The sequence below is a fragment of the Aetokthonos hydrillicola CCALA 1050 genome, from assembly GCF_017591665.1.
Classification (GTDB): domain Bacteria; phylum Cyanobacteriota; class Cyanobacteriia; order Cyanobacteriales; family Nostocaceae; genus Aetokthonos; species Aetokthonos hydrillicola.
On record NZ_JAAKGC010000004.1, the window covers coordinates 42,990 to 62,514 of the forward strand.

Consider the following 19,525-nt stretch of genomic DNA (forward strand, 5'->3'; position numbering starts at 1 on the left):
TTCATAGGCTTTTATTTACTAGTCATTTAGTAATCAGTGCCAATTTTACAGAGCGACGATGTTTAAACGTTTAACTATAAATGGTTTTGATGAATCTATTCTTTAGGCAATTAAGAAGAGCAATGTCGTATCAATTGTCGACAACCCTGACCGAAGCTTGTGTGCTTTACCCTCCCCTAAAGTCCACCGCTATAAGTCGTGAGTGTTGAGACATGCTTGCTGCTCCTTCTTACCTTAGTTTAGTGCCTAAAATCGCAAGTTTACTCCAGCAGTAGAAGAAACAAGTGTTGAAATATTTAAAATTACAAGAGCCACCCAAAAAACTCTTGCCTACTCAAGGTAAATCCACTCTCCTTCTACTGTTCCTTTCACACCACCAGGAAACGGATCTGTTTGAGAACGGTTTGGTGCTGTAATTAGGGCTACTAGTTTCTCGATATGCTCAAAACTAGGAGCAATATTTAATATTTGTTGTAATACCTGACGTATAACACGCCGTTGTATAGCAATTGGTGATTCTTTTAATCTACGACGATTGATACCAACACATCTATCATTAGGTAGATATATTACCTCTTGCTTTAATTCGTCAGCAATTTGTTCTAAATATTCAACTTCTGCCTGTAAAAGTTCTGCTGTTTGGGCTAATGCTGTTTCAACTTGAGGGTTGAAATTCTCTTGCAAATACGGTATTATGTGTTCTCGGATACGATTACGGGCATACTTTAAATCTTTATTTGTGCAGTCTTCCCAAATTGGTAGATCAGACTCCTGACAAAAAAGCCCTGTTTGTGAGCGAGTGACTTCTAAAAGCGGACGCACCAGCACAATACTCTTGGTTAATTCACGTTGCCAACTTAATGCTTGCAAACCATCTGCACCTGTGCCACGGATTAAGTTGTAAAGTAGGGTTTCTGCGCGATCGCTTGCCGTGTGACCTGTAACAACATAATCATAATGATTTTCAACGGCGATCGCACTCAAAGCTTGATACCGCCAGTCGCGTCCAGCTGCTTCACTATTTAAAGGTGTATTAGCTATCTGTAGATAAAAGGATGTTCCCCAACTTTTAGCAAGATTTTCTACGTAATTAGCATTTGCTTGGGAATCAGAACGCCAGCGATGATCACAGTGGGCAATTGCCAAATCCCATCCCCATTTCGGCTGTAAGTCTAACAATAATCTAATTAAACATAGAGAATCTTGTCCACCTGAAACTGCAACTAATAGCCGTTGATCGCGTCTAAATAGTTGGCGCGATCTTATAGTGCGGTGTATTTTCGCATGAAGGGGAGTCCAGGGCATTTTCAGTTATCAGTTATCAGTTACTCAGTTATCAGTCAAGAATATTGTGCTTATCGTAACGCGCAACACTGCATCATAGGCTTTGGTCACTGATAACTGTTTACTGACCTCATGCCCAATGCCCAATCCCCTATAGTACATTATATATTTACGCTTTTTTTGTAACCTATCATGGCTTTTCTGTTCAAGTTGCGTCGTTCGCTTCTTTTAGGCTTATTACTGAGCTTCTTCCTGAATGGGGTGCTGTTGCCAAGTAATTTCACCAACGCTGCAACCCCAACACCCGTTACACCAGTCTCTGGTTTTACTCTTACTCAAGGTGTACGTAAAACAGTATTAGATAATGGTTTAACCGTACTAACTAAAGAAGTCCACACGGCACCAGTAGTCAGTGTTCAAATATGGTATCGAGTTGGTTCACGCAACGAAGGACCAGGAGTGAATGGAATCTCCCACCAGTTAGAACATTTAATGTTTAAAGGAACTCATGACCGTCCAGTGCAGTTTGGGCGATTGTTTAGTGCTTTGGGTAGCCAGTTTAATGCTTTTACGAGTTATGACGAGACTGCCTACTTTAACACAGTAGAGCGCGATAAATTAGAAGCACTGTTAATTTTAGAAGCTGATCGTATGCAGGGTGCTTTGATTGAACCTGAGCAACTCGCAAGTGAGAAGCGGGTTGTTATTTCAGAGCTACAAGGATACGAAAATTCACCAGGCTATCGGTTAAATCGGGCTGTGATGCGATCAGTGTTCCCTAACCAACCCTATGGCTTACCTGTAGGAGGCACAAAAGCAGATGTAGAAAAATTTACATTGGAGCAGGTACGCAACTATTACCGCACCTACTATAGCCCTAAAGATGCCACTTTAGTGATTACAGGAGATTTTGCCACTGAACCAGTTTTAAAAAGCATTAACCGAATTTTTGGAAAATTACAGAACCAAGTATCTCAAGATAAGAAACCAAGTGCTGTAGCGGGAGCTTCGTCGTCCACAATTTCTCCTGATCTAAAAGCTCCTTCCGGTGTGAAAAAAGCACCTATTGTTTTAAAACAACCGGGAAGTGCAGCACTATTGCAAGTTGTGTATCCCTTACCAGATATTAATCATCCCGATGTCCCAGCAATTGATGTAATGGATGCTATCCTTACAGGTGGACGTAGTTCGAGGCTTTACCAAGCTTTGGTAGAAACAGGGCTAGCAAGTTCAGTTGGTGGTAGTGCCTCGGAACTTAGGGCTGGAGGTTGGTACGACGTTAGTGCAACTGCTGCTGCGGGTAAACCCTTGTCGACAGTTGCCCAGGTAATACAACAGTCTTTAGGCAAACTACAACAGGAACAAGTTACGACAGAGGAACTAAATCGCGCGAAAACCCAGCTACAAGCTTCCTTTATACTTAGTAACCAAGATATCGCTAGTCAGGCAACCCAACTAGCGTTTAATCAAACTGTTGCAGGAGATTATCGGTATGCTGAACGCTATTTAGACGCAGTTGCCAAAATTACTCCAGCAGATGTCCTGAGAGTGGCAAAAACTTACCTTAATCCACGATCACAAACTATCGGCTTCTTTGAACCAACCCAAGCAACTGGTAAAGCAGGAAGTTCCAGTGCTGGTACTGGTCGCACAGCCGAAAATTTCAGCCCTGGTAAGCCTGTCAATCCAGCAGAACTTGCTAAATACTTGCCACCTGCAACAACATCCACTGTTTCTACAAAACAAACGCTACCAGAGGAATTTAAGCTTAACAATGGCTTGCGAGTTCTTCTGCTAGCTGACCACAGTGTTCCTACAGTTAATTTAAGTGGACAAATTGATGCTGGTACTGAATTTGATACTAATCAAAAAGCTGGATTAGCGAGTCTGACGGCGGGTAACTTAATAAATGGGACACAAACTCAAAATGCTTTGACTTTAGCGAAAAGTCTCGAAGACCGAGGAATTGGCTTGGGCTTCAGTGCTGGTCGTGAGGGAGTTAGTGTTGCTGCACACAGTCTGTCTGCTAACTTGCCAAGATTAGTGAAAACTCTAGCAGATGTTATGCAAAATGCTACATTCCCAACAGATCAGTTAGAACTCAGCCGTCAAAGGGCATTAATCTCCCTAAAATTAGTGCTAGACGACCCTCGTGCATTAGGAAGACGATTATTCCAGCAAGCTATTTACCCAGTAAATCATCCGTTCCATAGCTTTCCCACAGAACAAAGCTTAAAAAGCATTACTCGTGATGATTTAGTTCGCTTTTATCAGGAACACTACCGTCCGGATACAACAACGCTTGCTTTAGTAGGTGATTTTGACCCAGTTCAAGTAAAAACTTTACTCAATCAAGCGTTTGGCAAATGGGAGGCTAAAGGAAAGCCACCAGTTATTAAGGTACCTTCAGTATCATTGCCACAAACTACAACACGTTCTAACCAAGTGATTCCTGGTAAGTCGGAGGCTGTTACATATATCGGCTACAACGGTATATCACGTAAAGACCCCCGTTTTTATTCTGCTTTAGTACTAAACCAGATTTTGGGTGGCGATACTTTATCTAGTCGCTTGGGTACAGAGGTGCGCGATCGCCAAGGTCTAACCTATGGTATTTATAGCGCCTTTGCCGCTGGGGTTTATCCTGGTCCGTTCTTAATTCAAATGCAAACTTCTCCAGGTGATGCGCAAAAGGCAATTTCTAGCACCCTAGCTTTACTTAGACAGTTGCGAGAACAAGGAGTCACTGAAGCTGAATTGAATAACGCGAAACGCTCAATTACTAGCAATTACCCAGTCGATTTATCCAGTCCTAGTGATGTAGCCAGCCTAATTTTGAATAATGCTATCTACGGGCTTTCTCCAGCAGAAATCCGAGAATTTCCTAAGCATATTGAAGCCGTAAGTATGGCTCAGGTACAACAGGCAATTCAAGAGCTAATTCATCCAGAGAAACTAGTGATTGTCACTACTGGACCTGAAGACACTACACCTAGAAGCAGCAGTTAAAACACAGTTTTAATTGAACGCGGCCATCCGATCCGTAAAAACGGATCGGATGGCCGGTAAAATAGCTTTGATTTTTCAAAACCCTGAAAACTGATACTTTTATATTTGCAACTATGGCTCTAACAGGTTCATCTTTAGTGTGCCAGCTAATTAGCTTGATGCTCCTTGAGGACTTGATCTAGAAGGTTTCTTGCAGGTTGTGCTTTCTCTAATGCTGTTTGATGGTCACTATAAGCACGAACAAGGCGAACAAGACCACTTACACCAGTCTTAACTTGCTCAAGTTCTTCTCCAGCAAGTAGTTCTCCATCAAGTATCCGCCCAAGCAAAGGTTTAATGTTACCGACTTCTTGCCGAACTTTTTGAAGTTTTTCTAGACTACTGAGTAAGGTTTTTAGAGAGTTCAAGACATCATCTATATCCTGGATAGCCCCCACTGGTTCAGGAGAATGAGAATTTGTAATTGCTACCTTATTTTCAGTCTCAGAAACCTTTTGAGGAACCTTCTCGGAAAGTTTAGGTAATTCTTGCGCGGACGTTTCTGTTTTAACCTCGGTTGATTTTGGCATTAACCCTTCCTCTAGCCATTTTTTTCAGTTTCATCTTTAGTCCAACTTACCAAAAAGAGTTGGTTACTATATATTAAAATTGGATCTTACCTATAAAAAAGATGGTGAAGCGTCTCGTTCGTGTAAAGCCCTGCGGGCATAGCTGCGCGTCGGGCGCAGCCTTTCCGAATAGCGAGAAGCATCTCCCCTCTTGAGAAGAGAAGCGCGGTGCTTGCTATTTTCCAAAAAATGCTACACCCTTTTAGGTTTAAGGAATATCAAAAGGAAGACAGAATAAGCGATCGCGCTTATATAATTTACTCTTTAACGCGGTTGATGATATCAGTTAGGAAACAATAATTATAGAAATTATAATTAAACAATCCCATAATTCCATCTGCCGATAGACGGTTTCCAACAATATCTGACTATCTGTATACTAAGTCTGGCCATCCTGATGAGCTACGATTATGACTGAAAGCAATCTTTCATCACGCCTTTATCCAACTCGTATCGATATTCCATCTGAAGCACGCTCTAAAATCGTTGTGCTTCTTAACCAAACTTTAGCGGCTACTTTAGATCTCAAAACTCAGGTCAAGCAAGCGCATTGGAATGTCAAAGGAACTGACTTTTACCAGTTGCATGAACTATTTGATGAAATTGCTGGTGAGCTTGAAGAGTTTATTGATCTGGTAGCTGAACGGGTTACTGCTTTGGGCGGTTACGCCATGGGAACTGCGCGCATGGCGGTTGCTAATTCCATACTGCCAGAGTATCCTGTTGACATTTTAGCAGGAATAGAACATGTGACAGCCCTAGCAGACCGCTTTGCACCCTACGCCAAACATCTTAGAGAAGCGATCGACAAAACCAATGAGCTAGGAGATGCTGACACAGCTGATCTTTACACCGAAGTTTCTCGCACCATAGATAAGCGGCTCTGGTTCTTAGAAGCTCATTTACAAGGATCAGCAACAAACGGTGCGGTTGCCACTGCTAAGACTCAACAACCGGCAGTTGCCAGATAACTAAATACGCACCATCATCAAAGTATCTTTTTAGTAAGTACGTTACTTTTTAGTGCGTACTTTTCTTTTTATTCAAACAAACATTACAATTGATTTATGTAGAGCAGTTCTAAATTATTACTTTCAATTGTGCAAAGCGTAGCATACAGAATTTAGAACAGCAAATAAATTTGAGAGTCGTCCGTATACTTTGCTGCACACTTTCCACTAAGGAATTTTCATTAAAGGGGAATATCAACCATGGTGAACAACACTAAAACTCACTTGATTCATGATAGGAATGCGCGTGGTCATAGCAAGACAGGCTGGCTCGATAGTTACCACACATTTTCTTTTAGTAATTTTTACGATCCAACCCGCATGGGATTTCGGTCTCTAAGGGTGATTAATGACGATCGCGTTGTTCCTGGTGCTGGGTTTCCTACTCACGGTCATCAGGACATGGAGATTTTAACATATGTGTTGGAAGGAGCCGTTGAACACAAAGACAGTTTGGGTAACGGGTCGATAATCCGTCCTGGGGAAGCACAAATTATGAGTGCTGGTACCGGCATAATGCACAGTGAATTTAATCCTTCTCCAACCGAGCCACTTCATCTATTACAAATTTGGATTCTTCCTAACCAAAAAGGACTAAAACCAAGGTATGAACAAAAAGCTTTTTCTCTAGACGAACGGCGTGGAAAACTGCGCTTAATTGCGGCTAAAGATGGACGTGATGGTGCTGTTACTGTTTATCAAGATGTGGATTTATATACATCTATTCTCGAACCTGGTAATATTATAAATTATCACGTTCCAGCTAACCGCTATGCCTGGTTGCAAATGGCTAAAGGAGTTGCGACTCTCAATGGAGAAGAACTTAGAGCAGGTGATGGAGTAGAATTAACTGGTGAAGAAGAACTGACCATTACCACCGACATCGGTGCTGAAATTTTGCTTTTCGATCTCGGATAAATTAAAGGGAGCAGGGATGCTCTCTGCTCTCTACCCCCTCTTCTCTATGAATAGACTGCTACCTTTATCTCACGTTTCATCGGCTAATTCCTTTAGCAATGTTCGTCTAATTGCTACAGATATGGATGGAACTCTGACTACGAAAGGAAAATTTACCCCTGCTTTGTTGCAAGCTTTAACAGATTTAGCACTTGCCGGGTTTAAAGTATTAATTGTTACTGGTCGGTCATCAGGCTGGGTAAGTGGACTAGTAAGTTATCTATCAATTGCTGGTGCCATAGCAGAAAACGGTGGTTTATTTTACCCATCTGGTAGTGAGATTCCAGTAGGCTTGACGCTCATTCCTCATTTAGTTATCCATCGGCAAAAATTGGCTGTTGCTTTTCAAGAATTACAAACTCAATTTCCTCATCTTCGGGAATCTGCTGATAATCGCTTTCGCATTACTGATTGGACTTTTGATGTGCAAGGATTAAGTATAAATGAAATACAAATTCTTGGTGATCTCTGCCAGCAAATGAACTGGGGATTTACTTACAGTAATGTACAGTGTCATATCAAACCTTTAGGACAAGATAAGGGTGTAGGGTTGTTAAAGGTCTTGCGTGAAAGCTTTCCCGAGTACTCACCAGAGCAAGTTTTGACTGTAGGTGATAGTCCCAATGATGAAAGTTTGTTCGATCACAATCATTTCCCTCTATCGATAGGTGTAGCCAATGTCCTAGACTACGTGAATCAACTAAAGTATCAACCTGCTTTTATAACTTCAGCTAGAGAGGGGGAGGGATTTTGTGAGTTGTCTAATTATATTTTGAAGGTCAGTAAAAGACAGAATCCCTAAATTTTAAAAGAGTTTGGAGACTTTACACCCTATTAAGAGCAAGATTAGAAAAATTTTAGCAAGAATTGAAAAGACAAGATAACAATCTTATTTGTAAGCTTATTTTAATCTTCCACTTAAGGTAGATTCGGATAAGTAACACAATATAGTATCTTTTACTCTCTATACACCAAGTTATAAATGAGGCTAATTCACAACTTGAGGATGAGCCTCATTCTGAATAAATAATTTGTCGTGTGTCAGTATGTCAAAGCAAAATCCTGTTTTGCTTTGACCTAGTTTTTTGTTAGTTGTTATGTAAGCCATGAAATCGTCTCAGTCGGAAACGGACTTTGGAGAAAATTTACCAGAAACTGTAGTAGAGCAACCACATGGACAGCAAAATTGGCTTTGGTGGCTGTTGGCTTTACTACTACTAACAGGAGGAGGATTTTTCCTTTGGCGGTTTCTAAATCCTGGAAATAAACCACCGTCTGCTGCTAGTGGTCCACCACCAGCGCAAGTTAAACTATCCACAGTCCGTTCAGCTACCACTGAAGATAGTTCAGATTTTATTGCTGGTTTAGAGTCTCGGCAATCAGTCAAGCTACAACCGAGAATTCAGGGTCAAGTCTCTCAGATATTCGTTCGAGTAGGAACTGAAGTTGCACAAGGAGACCCGATTATGCTAATAGACCCCAGACAGCAGCAAGCATCAGTTAATAGTAATCTAGCTGCTGCTGAGGGGTCTCGCGCACAGCTGGCAAATGCTCGCGCTCAGCTTACTTCTTTGGAAGCTGACAAAAAATCTAACGAAGCGGATGTGAAATTGAACCAGCAACAATACCAAAGGTATTCTAGTCTAGCTGCTCAAGGAGCTGTATCTCAAGAGATTAGGGATCAGTACGCAAATAAAATCGCCACAGCAGAGGCTGCACTCCGTGCAACAGTTGGTAAGATTCAAGCACAGCAAGCGAGCATTGCTCAGGCAGAAAAATCCTTACAGCAAGCACAGGCTAATACTAACCAACAACAAGTTCAGCTTCAGTACTACAAAATCACTGCTCCGTTTCGTGGTACAGTTGGTGAGATACCAGTGAAAGTAGGTGATTTCGTAAATACTTCAACACCGCTAACAACCCTCACTCAGAACCAACCCTTAGAAGTGAATATTTCTGTACCAATGGAGCGAGCATCAGAATTGCGTAAGGGAATGGTAGTAGAGATAATGGATGCAAAAGGCCAAAGCTTAGGTACTAGTAAAGTATTTTTTATTGCTCCAAGTGTCAATACTAGTAATCAATCTATACTAATCAAAGCGTTGTTTAATAACTCCAAAAATCAGCTGCGGGCAGATCAATTCGCACATGCTAGAGTGGTTTGGCATCAAGGTGTAGGAGTGTTAATTCCAACTACAGCAGTAACACGTGTTGCTGGAGAAAATTTTGTTTACGTAACCCAAACACAACAATCTCCAGATGGAAAGCCCCAAATATTAGCTAAGCAAAAACGTGTAAAATTAGGCAATATTCAAGGTAATAATTATGAAGTCCTTGAAGGATTACAAACCGGCGAGAAAATAATTGTCTCAGGTCTGCTTAATCTAAGAGATGGTGTTCCTGTGGTTCCTCAGTCTTAGTTACAAAAAAAGGGAACGGGGAACTCTTAACAGGGAACAGGAAAAAACTTCAGTTGTGGGCTTAACCACTTTTTGAAAAAGATGTTTTTCGCTCTGGCGTAGCGCTTTGAAAACGGCGTCCTTGTTTCAATCCCACAGATGTGTTATGCGAGCACACTGTTCCCCGTTCCCCGTTCCCCGTTCCCTCTGAAAATAGTTTCTATGTTCGTTGACTTCTTTATTAAGCGACCTGTTTTTACCAGTGTTTGCGCCATTATTATTCTTATCGCAGGGGCAATTAGTATCCCCACATTACCTACAGATAAATATCCAGAAATTAGCCCCACTACAATTAACGTAACTACTAATTACGTTGGCGCTAGTGCTGAAGTTGTAGAAGATACAGTCACAAGTATTTTAGAGCGGCAAATTAACGGTGTCGAAGGCATAAAGTATATGACTTCGAGCAGTAGTAATAGTGGTACAAGCACAATTACAATTACATTTGACGCATCACGTAACAAAGATATTGCAGCAGCGGATGTTCAAAATCGTGTTGCTCAAGCTCAAGCAAGGCTACCAGAACCTGTACAGAAAAACGGGGTTACTGTTACTAAGCAGAACAGTAATATCCTCTTAGCAATGGGTTTGTACAGTGAAAAGCAAGAGTACGATACCACTTTTTTAAGTAATTATGCGGAATTATATATAGTAGATTCGCTCAAAAGGATTCCTGGTGTAAGTGATGCACAAATTTTTGGTGCACGCCGTTACGCTATGCGTCTGTGGCTCGATCCAAATCGCCTTGCTAGCCGTAACCTCACTGCTCAGGATGTTGTTGATGCTGTTAGTGAACAAAACGTCCAGGTAGGCGCTGGGCAAATTGGTACACCACCAGGGCCATCAGATCAGATGTATCAAATCGATTTGAAGGTTTTGGGTAGAATCACGGGTGTTAATGAATTTAATAATCTTGTAATCAAAACCAGTAGTGATGGTACACTTGTTAAACTAAAAGATGTTGGTCGGGCGGAACTAGGAGCCGAAAATTACACTTCTTTTCTCAGATTTAGAGGTCAGGAAGGTGTAGGTATCGGTATATTCCCTATTCCTGGAAGTAATGCTTTAAATGTTGCTAAGGCTGTCAAAGCTGAAATGCTGCGACTTCGGAAAAATTTTCCACCACGAATGAATTATCAGGTAGCATTTGATACGACCCTATTTATCCGAGCATCTCTTTTAGAGGTGCTCAAGACGTTGTTTGAAGCGATCGCCCTTGTCGTATTTGTGATTTTTATCTTCTTACAAGACTGGCGAACTACTATAATTCCTGTTATTGTCATTCCCCTAGCATTAATTGGGACTTTTGCTTTTATTAAGGTTTTCGGTTTTTCGATCAATACCTTGACCATGTTTGGTCTGACTTTAGCTACTGGACTGGTGGTTGATGACGCGATCATCGTTATTGAGAATATTGCTCGCTTAATTGAGGATGAACAAATGCCACCTCAGCAAGCAGCATCTGAGTCAATGCGGGAACTATCTGGGGCGGTAATTGCGATCTCACTAGTGTTAATGGCGGTGTTTGTCCCAGTAGCATTCTTTCCAGGTTCTACAGGACAAATCTATCGACAATTTGCTCTCACAATTGCTTTTTCTGTAGCAATTTCTACTTTTCTTGCTCTAACGCTCACTCCTGCTTTAGGAGCTTTGATGCTGCGTCGGGGTCAGAAACCACGTGGTTGGTTGGGATCGATTTTTAGAGTCATTAACCGGACTATTAATTGGACACGCAGGCAATACGAGCGATCGCTTATCAGCTTGAATCGCGTAAAAGTTTTCGTAGTTCTGCTGTTTATCGTGTCCTTAGGTCTGACAGCATGGCTTTACATGATCATACCAACAGCATTTTTACCTGATGAAGACCAAGGCTATTTCATCACCATTATTAAAGGCCCTGATGGTGTTTCCCTTAACTATACCAGTAAGGTCATGAGTCAAGTAGAAAAAGAAATTCTCAAATTGCCTGAAGTTGAGGGTACATTTGCTATTGGGGGCTTTGGTTTTAGTGGTAACACTGTTAATAGTGGTGCTATTTTTACAACCCTTAAACCTTGGCAACAGCGCCATGATTCCAGCCAGTCAGCACAGGAAATCATTAAAAAGTTGAGAATGAAGCTATCAGCAATTACAGAAGCCAATGTGTTCCCAGTCAATCCACCAGCGATTCAAGGTTTAGGTAGTTTCAGTGGCTTTCAATTTGAACTGCAAGATAGAGCTGGTAACAACGAATTAAATACCATGCTGCAAATCATGGGTGAATTAATGGTACGGGGTAATCAAACACCAGGATTGCAAGCTGTATTTAGCACGTTTACAGCAAATACGCCTCAAAATCTGATTGAAATAGACCGCACTAAAGCTAAGGCTTTGCAAGTTTCCATAAACGATATCTTGATCACTTTACAAAATTACTTAGGTTCAAAATACGTTAACGACTTTAATTTCTTGCGGCGAACTTACCGAGTTTATGTTCAAGCAGATCAACAATTTCGTTCTAATCCGTCGGATATTGGCCGATTATATGTTCGTTCTGCCGATAATCAAATGATTCCCCTGAGTAGTTTAGTAAAAGTAACTCCTACTACTGCTGCGCAAACAATCAACCATTACAACCTTTTCCGCTCTATAGAAATTAATGGTTCTGCAGCTCCTGGTACGAGTTCAGGACAAGCAATTAAAGCAATGGAACAACTGGCAAAACAAGTTTTACCAGCAAGTTTTGACTACGAATGGTCAGGAATTGCTGCTGAAGAACTAGCATCTGGAGGTCAAGCACCTTTAATTTTTGGGTTGGGTCTTGTGTTTGTTTTCTTGGTACTTGCTGCTCAGTACGAGAACTACGTTGACCCGTTAATTATTATGCTTGCTGTTCCGTTGGCTATCTTTGGAGCACTGGTAGCGCAATCTTTGAGAGGTTTTCCCAACAATGTATTTTGCCAAGTGGGTTTGGTGATGCTGATTGGTTTGGCTAGTAAGAATGCGATTCTGATCGTAGAATTTGCTAACCAACTAAGAGAGAGAGGATTTTCAATTACTAAAGCAGCTATACAAGCAGCAGAAGAACGGTTGCGACCAATTCTTATGACTTCCTTTGCTTTTATTTTAGGTATTTGGCCATTGGTAACTGCTGAAGGTGCAGGTGCATCTAGTAGTCAGTCTCTCGGTACGGCTGTCTTTGGAGGAATGATTGTTTCTACTTTTTTAAGCTTGTTTATCGTGCCAATTCTCTATATTGTAATTAACACGATTCGCGATCGCTTTAACCCTCGTCGTCCTCCTCACCATAAAGAGCCTGTTGAGGATGGTCGAATTCCCTCTGAAACTGCTATGTAATATTTTCGACTTCTTCTTTTGGTGTAGGAAGACTGTACCCAAATCCTAAAAGTGAGTGGGTAAAGCACTGTGGGATCTACCCACTCACTTTTAAAGAGAACAAGTTTATCCTTCTAATTACAGAAATCAAGACTCACTTACTGTTTCATTCACTGCTCTATGATCTGCTGCGTTCGTTGTTTTCTCATGTCCTTGACTAGACTTGGCTAAGTATACACCGAGTAAAACAATAACTAAAGCAAACCAGTTGATCATGCTTAACTTCTCGCCAAATATGAGCCAAGCTAAGATTGCAGCAAGGATTGGATCAAACAACAAGAAAAGAGAGACAAACCCTGCCGAGAAGCGTTTCAGATAGTAAAGCAAAATTGCTAGACCAACTACTTGAGATAAAACTACCAAGGAAATCAGTGCCAACCACCCATTTACTGAGATTGGGAAAATGTTGATCTTAAAAAGACAAACGATTGGGAGCATCCACAAACTCCTCAACAAACAGCTCCAAAACATAATTTTGGTTGTGGAAAACTTCGCTCTTAGTTTTTCCCCACATAACACAGTACCAGCGTAGAAGATAGCGGAGAGTAAGGCTAGACCATCACCTATGAGGTTATCTGCAGATATTTGAAAATCATCAATGCCAATGGTAATTGCTCCTGTTAAGCTTAACACTAAGCCGAGGAAAAACTTTCTGTCAAAACGTTGACCAAAAAAAAACCAGGCTCCTATGGTTGCAAAAAATGGGGTGAGATTATGGAGTAAATTTGCAGTGGCAATATTCGTCTGAGTTAGCGACCAAGTCCAAACTGCTATATTAGATGCACCGAAACCAGCGGCAAGAAAAAACAGTCCAACATCAGTAAGAGTTAAGGGTTCAGCAGACTCAGACGCTGAATCAGATGCACAAGTATAAATTTTTACTATAACTTCCCAAACCCCAATGATAGCAGCTGTCATCCAAAAACGATCAAACACTATAGCATTGGGAGAGACTTCCTGTTCACAGATGCGAATAAGTATTGGGGCTAGACCATAGATGCAAGCGACTATTAAAAGAAGAAAATATGCTATCGCACTAGGCTTTTGCTCTGTATTTACTGCTGGTAATTCAATTACGTTAGTCATGTGTATTAATAGTATCACCTATGTAAAAAATACTTGATTTCTTCTTAGATACTATATTATATAATTTTCTCGCCAAGCATCTTCACTCTAAACCAATGCTAAGTCGAAAATTAGCCTCTCTCTATGGGCGATCGCTCTCACTCTAGTCCAGTACAATAGTACCCCTGCAAGCTACTATGCGCTGCTTCGAGCAAGTGCGCATCTTTTTGCCATACCCTCTCACAGAAAATTTTAATATCATTAATCAAAACTATTATATAGGTTTTGTTTGTTAATAATTAATTCCCGCAAATCAGAACCAAATATCCGCTTTACTAGGGCTTAATACTGAGTAGTTTAGTTATATTGTATTTTCTATTAAAAATAGAATTTGATTTTCCTATTTTTATGCTAAACGCATTTTTATTTAAAAAAATATTTTGATTTTATTATTTATTAGATAATTAGCAGAAGTAAATCTGTTTTTTTGTTAAATAAAGATTGACAAAATCATACTTTTTAAGATATGAGGAGAAGGTTTGTCTGTTGAGACAGAGTATCAATGTATAGATTTTTGTCAGTACCTCTTATCGCGTAAAAAAGTTTAGTAAGAATGATAATCATATAAAAATCCCATCTTAATAGATGGATCTCTGTTTCGCTCACATCTATCTTCAATAGAACGATTTTAGGGGAAATAGATTATGGTATATAAGTACTAATTTATAACTATAGTGCATTTGTCAATATGCCTTGTCGGTTCGCACAAAAGTTGACAACAGGGCGATGAAAGAATGAGACTTTCATCGCCTAATTCGCACAAAAGTTGACAAGAATTTGCACAAAAAGTGGCAACAGACTACCAGATTCGTGCAATAGATGGCAATTTCCATCAACGAGCGCTTCTATTTCGGTTCCTGCTCTTGGCGAATGATTTCCAAGCTCTGTTCTAAAGAAGCGAGCGTGCGTTCTAACATATCAATTTTTTCTCGTCTTGCTACAGCTAGTACGGCTCTCAAGTGTGCCTCAGTCCCAGATGCACCCAAGTGCTTATACTTGGTGAATTTGCCTGGGTTCTTGGTACTAGGAAAAATTGGCTGTTTTGCTTGTAACTTGTAATACCAAAAGAAATTATTGTTACCTCTAGCTTGGTATAAATTGACCGAGCATCCGGGAGGAGCGACTTCTCCGGATGCTTGAACTCGCTCAATTTCCATTTGAAGGCTGGCAATTCCCTGACGCAGTTGATGGGCTCGTTCAAGGCGATTCCGTACTCGGCGTTCCCGAGGAGTCAACTTTTTCGCAGATTCACTGTTGTGTTTAAAGTCTGAGTTCTGGGTCATGTGGCGGGGGTGTTCTAATAAAAAAGCTGTAGTTTTTCGGAGCAAATTACTATTCAACTCACGTAAATAATTTCCTAGAGGAGAAAATTTAAGACTACGAGCATTAGTGAGGCTGTCGCTAGTGAGAAAGCCCAAAAACCCAGAAAAATCACCAAACCAGGTTGCCAGAGCGCTGACTGCTTGAGTAATAAGTAAATGTCGCTCCTGATTCGGACGGAATTTCAGATAGGTGTCTCGGCTTGACCTTGATTTAAGATCTTGTTCAATCAGCGAAACAATCACTCCGATTAAATTTTCTAAATTCAATTCGATGTGAGAATTACTTTCTAGATCCTGTTGCCAATTGTTTTTTCTAGCAACAGTCAGACCACAAAGTTGATGCACGTATTTACAGAAGACAACTTCAGCCTCTGGTAGTGGAACAACATTTAGTTCTCGCCAATCAAACCCACATGGGCATTGTGCCACTTTTGACCGCCACCAGGTCAGATATTTTCTACAGTTCACACATTGATCTATCAGCAAACAGCGATGCACAGGGCAAGCTGTGACAAAAGATAAATCCCAAAGCTTGCGCACGTAAAGCGATTCTACCAAACACTGTGAACAAACTTTTGTAGTTTGCGTGTGAATCATATATCGTAACGTTACTTGGTTAAACACAGCTACCTTGCTGAAGGGGCTGCTAAGTATTCCAGTTTGAGGATTAACTGGTGGAAATGTCATTGACCACAAAATATCTTCTTTAACACCAGTAGCTTGGCTCAATCGGTCAAGATTATCCTGCGGTGGAAACAACCGATTAGGATTACATATATATTGAGATAAACCTGCTAGTTGCCAAATCCAACGTGGGGACTCATAGTAGTTCTTTTCTGTAAGTCGAAGAATATAGCCAGCAAGGCTCTCATCTTTATATGGAGAAGCTGTACGAAGCAGGAATTGAAAGCTTGTATTCACTCTTTTATCCTTTATCTTAATTTGACTTTCTCTTAGAGACCAAGGGAAAAGTTATACTACTTTTCTTGTATAAAAATAGAAAAGCATCTGACGAGAATTTTATCGATTAAGGACATCAGATGCTCGTAACTTTTTCTTGTTTGGCTTAACTCTATTGCTGGTAGCGTTGATAACGGGAGAAGTCGGCAATTCCGACTCCATTAAACAATCGCTGAGAAAATCATCAGTGATAAAAGGGTTTTTCTTTTGAGGTTTATCTGCCAAAACATGCTGATTAAAAGCCTCAGCGAGTACATTTAGATCAAGTTTTTCTTGCCCCTGCTTAATTGCTAAATAGGAGCCATAACGAATTAATTTCATCACGTAACCTACAATTCCATCGGAGGCATAAAAGAAACGGAAAGCCATCTCTTCGTCTGCTAGATGAGATTTATCCATGAGAGGAAGTTGCGATTCAGCTATGTGCAGAAAGCTGCGAAATTCCTCTCCAGCATCAGCGCTCCATCTAAAAGGTTCTAGAATTTGTCGATGCGTAGTAGCCGAGAACCATTCCCGAATACTTGTCGAGAACGCTAGTCAACCACGGGGTACCGATTGGCATTCTGGTTTCCAGGTCTACAACAAATAACGGCAATTTAGTATGGTCAATTTCTACTCTTCGTCCAACTGGCGACGATTCCCTTTAGCACTATGTCTTGGCACTAACGAACGAATGTCTTGTCCTGAACTTTCATAGTCATACAACCATCGGCAAAGGGTTCTCCACTTAGGAGGGTGTTCATCTACAATTTCTCTTGAAACTTGTTGGATGATTGGTGTAAGTGACTCGCTCGTTCTTTTGGATAAATTTAATTCTAAGACCCGTTTGGTATATTTATATCTTCTTTTAGCTTCTTCCTTTAGTAAGGAAGAAATCTGGGAAAAATCTGCTGATAAATAGTTATTCTTCTTGGCTGAATTATTCGGATGAGCAATTTCCTTGATTTCCAGTTCTCCTCTGAAAAGCAACTGGAGTAAAGCACTTTCTTGGGAACTTGCCAATCACCTTCTTGGTTCCAGTGTTCGTTATTTTTCTTACACCAACTGCCAATGCTGCTTTTGCCTCACTTTACTTAGACTTCGTCATCCTAACCGGACTCTCGCTTCTTGTCAACTTTTGCGCGACAATTGTCAACTTTTGAACAACGTTGTCACTTTATGTGCGAACCCACATCGCTTCTTACAACGGTATTGTGCAGAAAGCCGATTTTATTCGCGAGTTACAATCGCGAAGAGATTTGGGATGTCTTTTATGCCTCGACCAACATCAAACGATATTGAACTTGATAACTGGAGTTTAGACTAGGACATGAAAAACGACCCAGCGCTGGTGGGTTAATAAAACTTTTCTACGATTGTGCCATTGCCATTGGAGTTTACTGAGCTTGGCTTTCGCTTTTTTGGTAGTATCTGGCATATCATAGGTTGAACCATCCGAGCATGTTGCTAACCGTTTAACACCCAAATCAACACCAATTTTTTCTATCTCATGAATAGTTGGTCTTGCGGCAAAGTTGAAAAAATTGATCGGTAAAGAGCATCATAATCCTGTAAAATAACAACTCTGCAATAATAAATCACGATACTTGCAACCAGGAGACGCTGCTATGGCCCGGATGTACTACGACGAAGATGCAAATTTAGACCTTTTGGCGCAAAAAACCATTGCCATTATTGGTTATGGTTCCCAAGGTCACGCCCATGCCCTCAACCTTAAAGACAGTGGCATGAATGTTATTGTTGGCCTATATCCGGGTAGTAAATCAGTAGCAAAAGCCGAAGCTGCTGGACTAACTGTGAAGAATGTGGCAGATGCAGCTAAAGCTGCTGACTTGATCATGATTTTACTACCAGATGAGGTACAAAAAACAATTTATAAAAATGAAATTGAACCTCATTTGCAAGAAGGTAATATTTTAGCGTTTGCCCACGGCTTCAATATTCATTTTGGACAAGTTGTGCCACCTCCTCACGTGGATGTGATTATGGTAGCGCCTAAAGGACCAGGGCATTTAGTACGGCGAACATATGAACAAGGGCAGGGAGTGCCAAGTCTGTTTGCAGTGTATCAGGATGCAAGTGGTCAAGCACGCGATCGCGCTATGGCATACGCTAAAGGTATCGGTGGAACACGCGGCGGTATTCTCGAAACCACTTTCCGCGAAGAAACAGAAACCGATTTATTTGGGGAACAAACAGTACTTTGTGGTGGTTTGAGCGCGTTAATCAAAGCAGGATTTGAAACTTTAGTAGAAGCAGGTTATCAACCTGAATTGGCTTATTTTGAATGTCTACACGAAGTCAAATTGATTGTTGACTTGATTGTAGAAGGTGGATTAGCCAAAATGCGCGATAGCATATCCAACACTGCTGAATATGGTGACCTTACCCGTGGACCTCGAATTGTCACCGACGAAACAAAAGTTGAAATGCGTCGAATTCTTAAAGAAATTCAATCAGGTCAATTTGCACGGGAATTCGTATTGGAAAATCAATCTGGTAAGCCAGGATTTACTGCTATGAGGCGTCAAGAAGCTGAACACCCAATTGAGGAGGTTGGGAAGGATCTACGCGCTATGTTTAGCTGGATGAAGAAGGATTGAATTATCTATTGAGGTTCAAAAGCCCCGCGTACAGCCGGGGCTTTTGAACTCAGAAGTATACTTAACTAACTTATTACAACGAGGTGGATGCAGTTTACAAAAAGTTAGAAAAACTGTAAACTGAGGTAATGCTATAAGCGTATAAATGCGATAACTCCGATTACATAAGGTACGTTGGAGTTTGAGTGTCAATGTCAATCACCTAAGTGCCGAAAAATTATTCGTGGAATCCCTTCTAATTCTGTAACTTCGCGCGAATAGAAGTTAAAAACAGCAAACTTACGTAAGAATCTTTGATAAGAAAGCTAGTGATTGTACCATAGAAAAATCTAACCGATATTAAATTTGAAGTCATCAAAGTTTCATCTTTTGCAGAGCTATGGAAGTGTTCTATAACAGGTTATAAATCACTCCATTCAAGTGTTACTTTTATGCCTGGTGAAGAAGTTTCTACTTTTAAAGCTAAAGAAACATTGACAAAACCGAATTATCTGTCAGTTCAATTGAATGAACATGAGCATATTATGCTTGCTCCGGAGTATTTGCAATACATAAATCATAGTTGTGAACCAAATGTGTTTTTTGATACCATAAATTTAGTGATTCGCTGTCTAAGGAAAATTGAAGTGGGTGAAGAAATAACCTTCTTTTACCCATCTACTGAATGGTCTATGGATCAAGCATTTGACTGTGAATGCAAAACTCACAAATGTCTAGGGCGCATTCAGGGAGCATTATATGTACACCCAAATATTTTATACACATACCAGTTAAGCAATTATATAAAACACAAAGTGGAGAGAGTCTGAGTAG

Annotated in this window: 14 protein-coding genes; 8 read left to right on the plus strand and 6 right to left on the minus strand. The window is 40.7% G+C overall.

Features of this window, described 5'->3' with window-relative positions:
• Positions 1-330: 330 nt before the first annotated feature.
• Positions 331-1,305 (minus strand): tRNA lysidine(34) synthetase TilS, encoded by a 975-nt coding sequence (gene tilS / locus G4P69_RS03130; protein WP_208348377.1) that lies wholly within the window; start codon positions 1,303-1,305, stop codon positions 331-333.
• Between the two features lie 171 nt (positions 1,306-1,476).
• Here tilS and G4P69_RS03135 point away from each other — a divergent pair, with 171 nt between their 5' ends.
• On the plus strand, positions 1,477-4,293 hold the full coding sequence (locus G4P69_RS03135) for a M16 family metallopeptidase (RefSeq protein WP_208348380.1): 2,817 nt from the start codon (positions 1,477-1,479) through the stop codon (positions 4,291-4,293).
• A 146-nt stretch (positions 4,294-4,439) separates the two neighbouring features.
• Here G4P69_RS03135 and G4P69_RS03140 read toward each other — a convergent pair whose 3' ends face one another.
• Positions 4,440-4,862 carry a hypothetical protein gene (locus tag G4P69_RS03140; RefSeq protein WP_208346002.1) on the minus strand — a complete coding sequence of 141 codons (423 nt, stop codon included), beginning with the start codon at positions 4,860-4,862 and terminating at the stop codon, positions 4,440-4,442.
• Positions 4,863-5,311: 449 nt separating this feature from the next.
• Here G4P69_RS03140 and dps point away from each other — a divergent pair, with 449 nt between their 5' ends.
• The 5 genes from dps (at position 5,312) to G4P69_RS03165 (ending at position 12,663) form a co-directional block, all read left to right on the plus strand.
• Positions 5,312-5,872, plus strand: a complete 561-nt coding sequence (gene dps, locus G4P69_RS03145) for a DNA starvation/stationary phase protection protein Dps (RefSeq protein ID WP_208348382.1) — start codon at positions 5,312-5,314, stop codon at positions 5,870-5,872.
• 240 nt (positions 5,873-6,112) lie between these two features.
• Entirely contained in the window at positions 6,113-6,829 is a 717-nt protein-coding gene (locus tag G4P69_RS03150; RefSeq protein ID WP_208345970.1) for a pirin family protein, read from the plus strand.
• Between the two features lie 46 nt (positions 6,830-6,875).
• Positions 6,876-7,670 carry an HAD-IIB family hydrolase gene (locus G4P69_RS03155; RefSeq protein ID WP_208345969.1) on the plus strand — a complete coding sequence of 265 codons (795 nt, stop codon included), beginning with the start codon at positions 6,876-6,878 and terminating at the stop codon, positions 7,668-7,670.
• Between the two features lie 304 nt (positions 7,671-7,974).
• Positions 7,975-9,288, plus strand: a complete 1,314-nt coding sequence (locus tag G4P69_RS03160) for an efflux RND transporter periplasmic adaptor subunit (protein ID WP_208348386.1) — start codon at positions 7,975-7,977, stop codon at positions 9,286-9,288.
• 201 nt (positions 9,289-9,489) lie between these two features.
• On the plus strand, positions 9,490-12,663 hold the full coding sequence (locus tag G4P69_RS03165) for an efflux RND transporter permease subunit (protein WP_208348388.1): 3,174 nt from the start codon (positions 9,490-9,492) through the stop codon (positions 12,661-12,663).
• A gap of 126 nt (positions 12,664-12,789) precedes the next feature.
• Here the strand turns inward: G4P69_RS03165 and G4P69_RS03170 are convergent, their stop codons facing one another.
• From G4P69_RS03170 to G4P69_RS03185, 4 genes are all read right to left on the minus strand, one after another.
• The gene (locus G4P69_RS03170; protein WP_208348390.1) at positions 12,790-13,788 is read right to left on the minus strand and encodes a DMT family transporter; all 999 of its coding nucleotides are present in this window, start codon (positions 13,786-13,788) and stop codon (positions 12,790-12,792) included.
• Between the two features lie 884 nt (positions 13,789-14,672).
• The gene (locus G4P69_RS03175) at positions 14,673-16,070 is read right to left on the minus strand and encodes a TniQ family protein (RefSeq protein ID WP_208348392.1); all 1,398 of its coding nucleotides are present in this window, start codon (positions 16,068-16,070) and stop codon (positions 14,673-14,675) included.
• A gap of 99 nt (positions 16,071-16,169) precedes the next feature.
• On the minus strand, positions 16,170-16,508 hold the full coding sequence (locus G4P69_RS03180) for a hypothetical protein (RefSeq protein WP_208343870.1): 339 nt from the start codon (positions 16,506-16,508) through the stop codon (positions 16,170-16,172).
• Between the two features lie 213 nt (positions 16,509-16,721).
• Positions 16,722-17,111 (minus strand): hypothetical protein, encoded by a 390-nt coding sequence (locus G4P69_RS03185; RefSeq protein WP_208343871.1) that lies wholly within the window; start codon positions 17,109-17,111, stop codon positions 16,722-16,724.
• 584 nt (positions 17,112-17,695) lie between these two features.
• On the opposite strand from G4P69_RS03185, the gene ilvC reads away from it, so the two are divergent.
• Complete coding sequence (gene ilvC, locus G4P69_RS03190) at positions 17,696-18,712, plus strand: ketol-acid reductoisomerase (RefSeq protein ID WP_310834052.1); 1,017 nt, start codon at positions 17,696-17,698, stop codon at positions 18,710-18,712.
• Positions 18,713-19,143: 431 nt separating this feature from the next.
• Positions 19,144-19,521: an SET domain-containing protein-lysine N-methyltransferase gene (locus G4P69_RS03195; protein WP_208343873.1), complete on the plus strand. Its 378-nt coding sequence runs from the start codon at positions 19,144-19,146 to the stop codon at positions 19,519-19,521.
• Positions 19,522-19,525 lie beyond the last annotated feature (4 nt).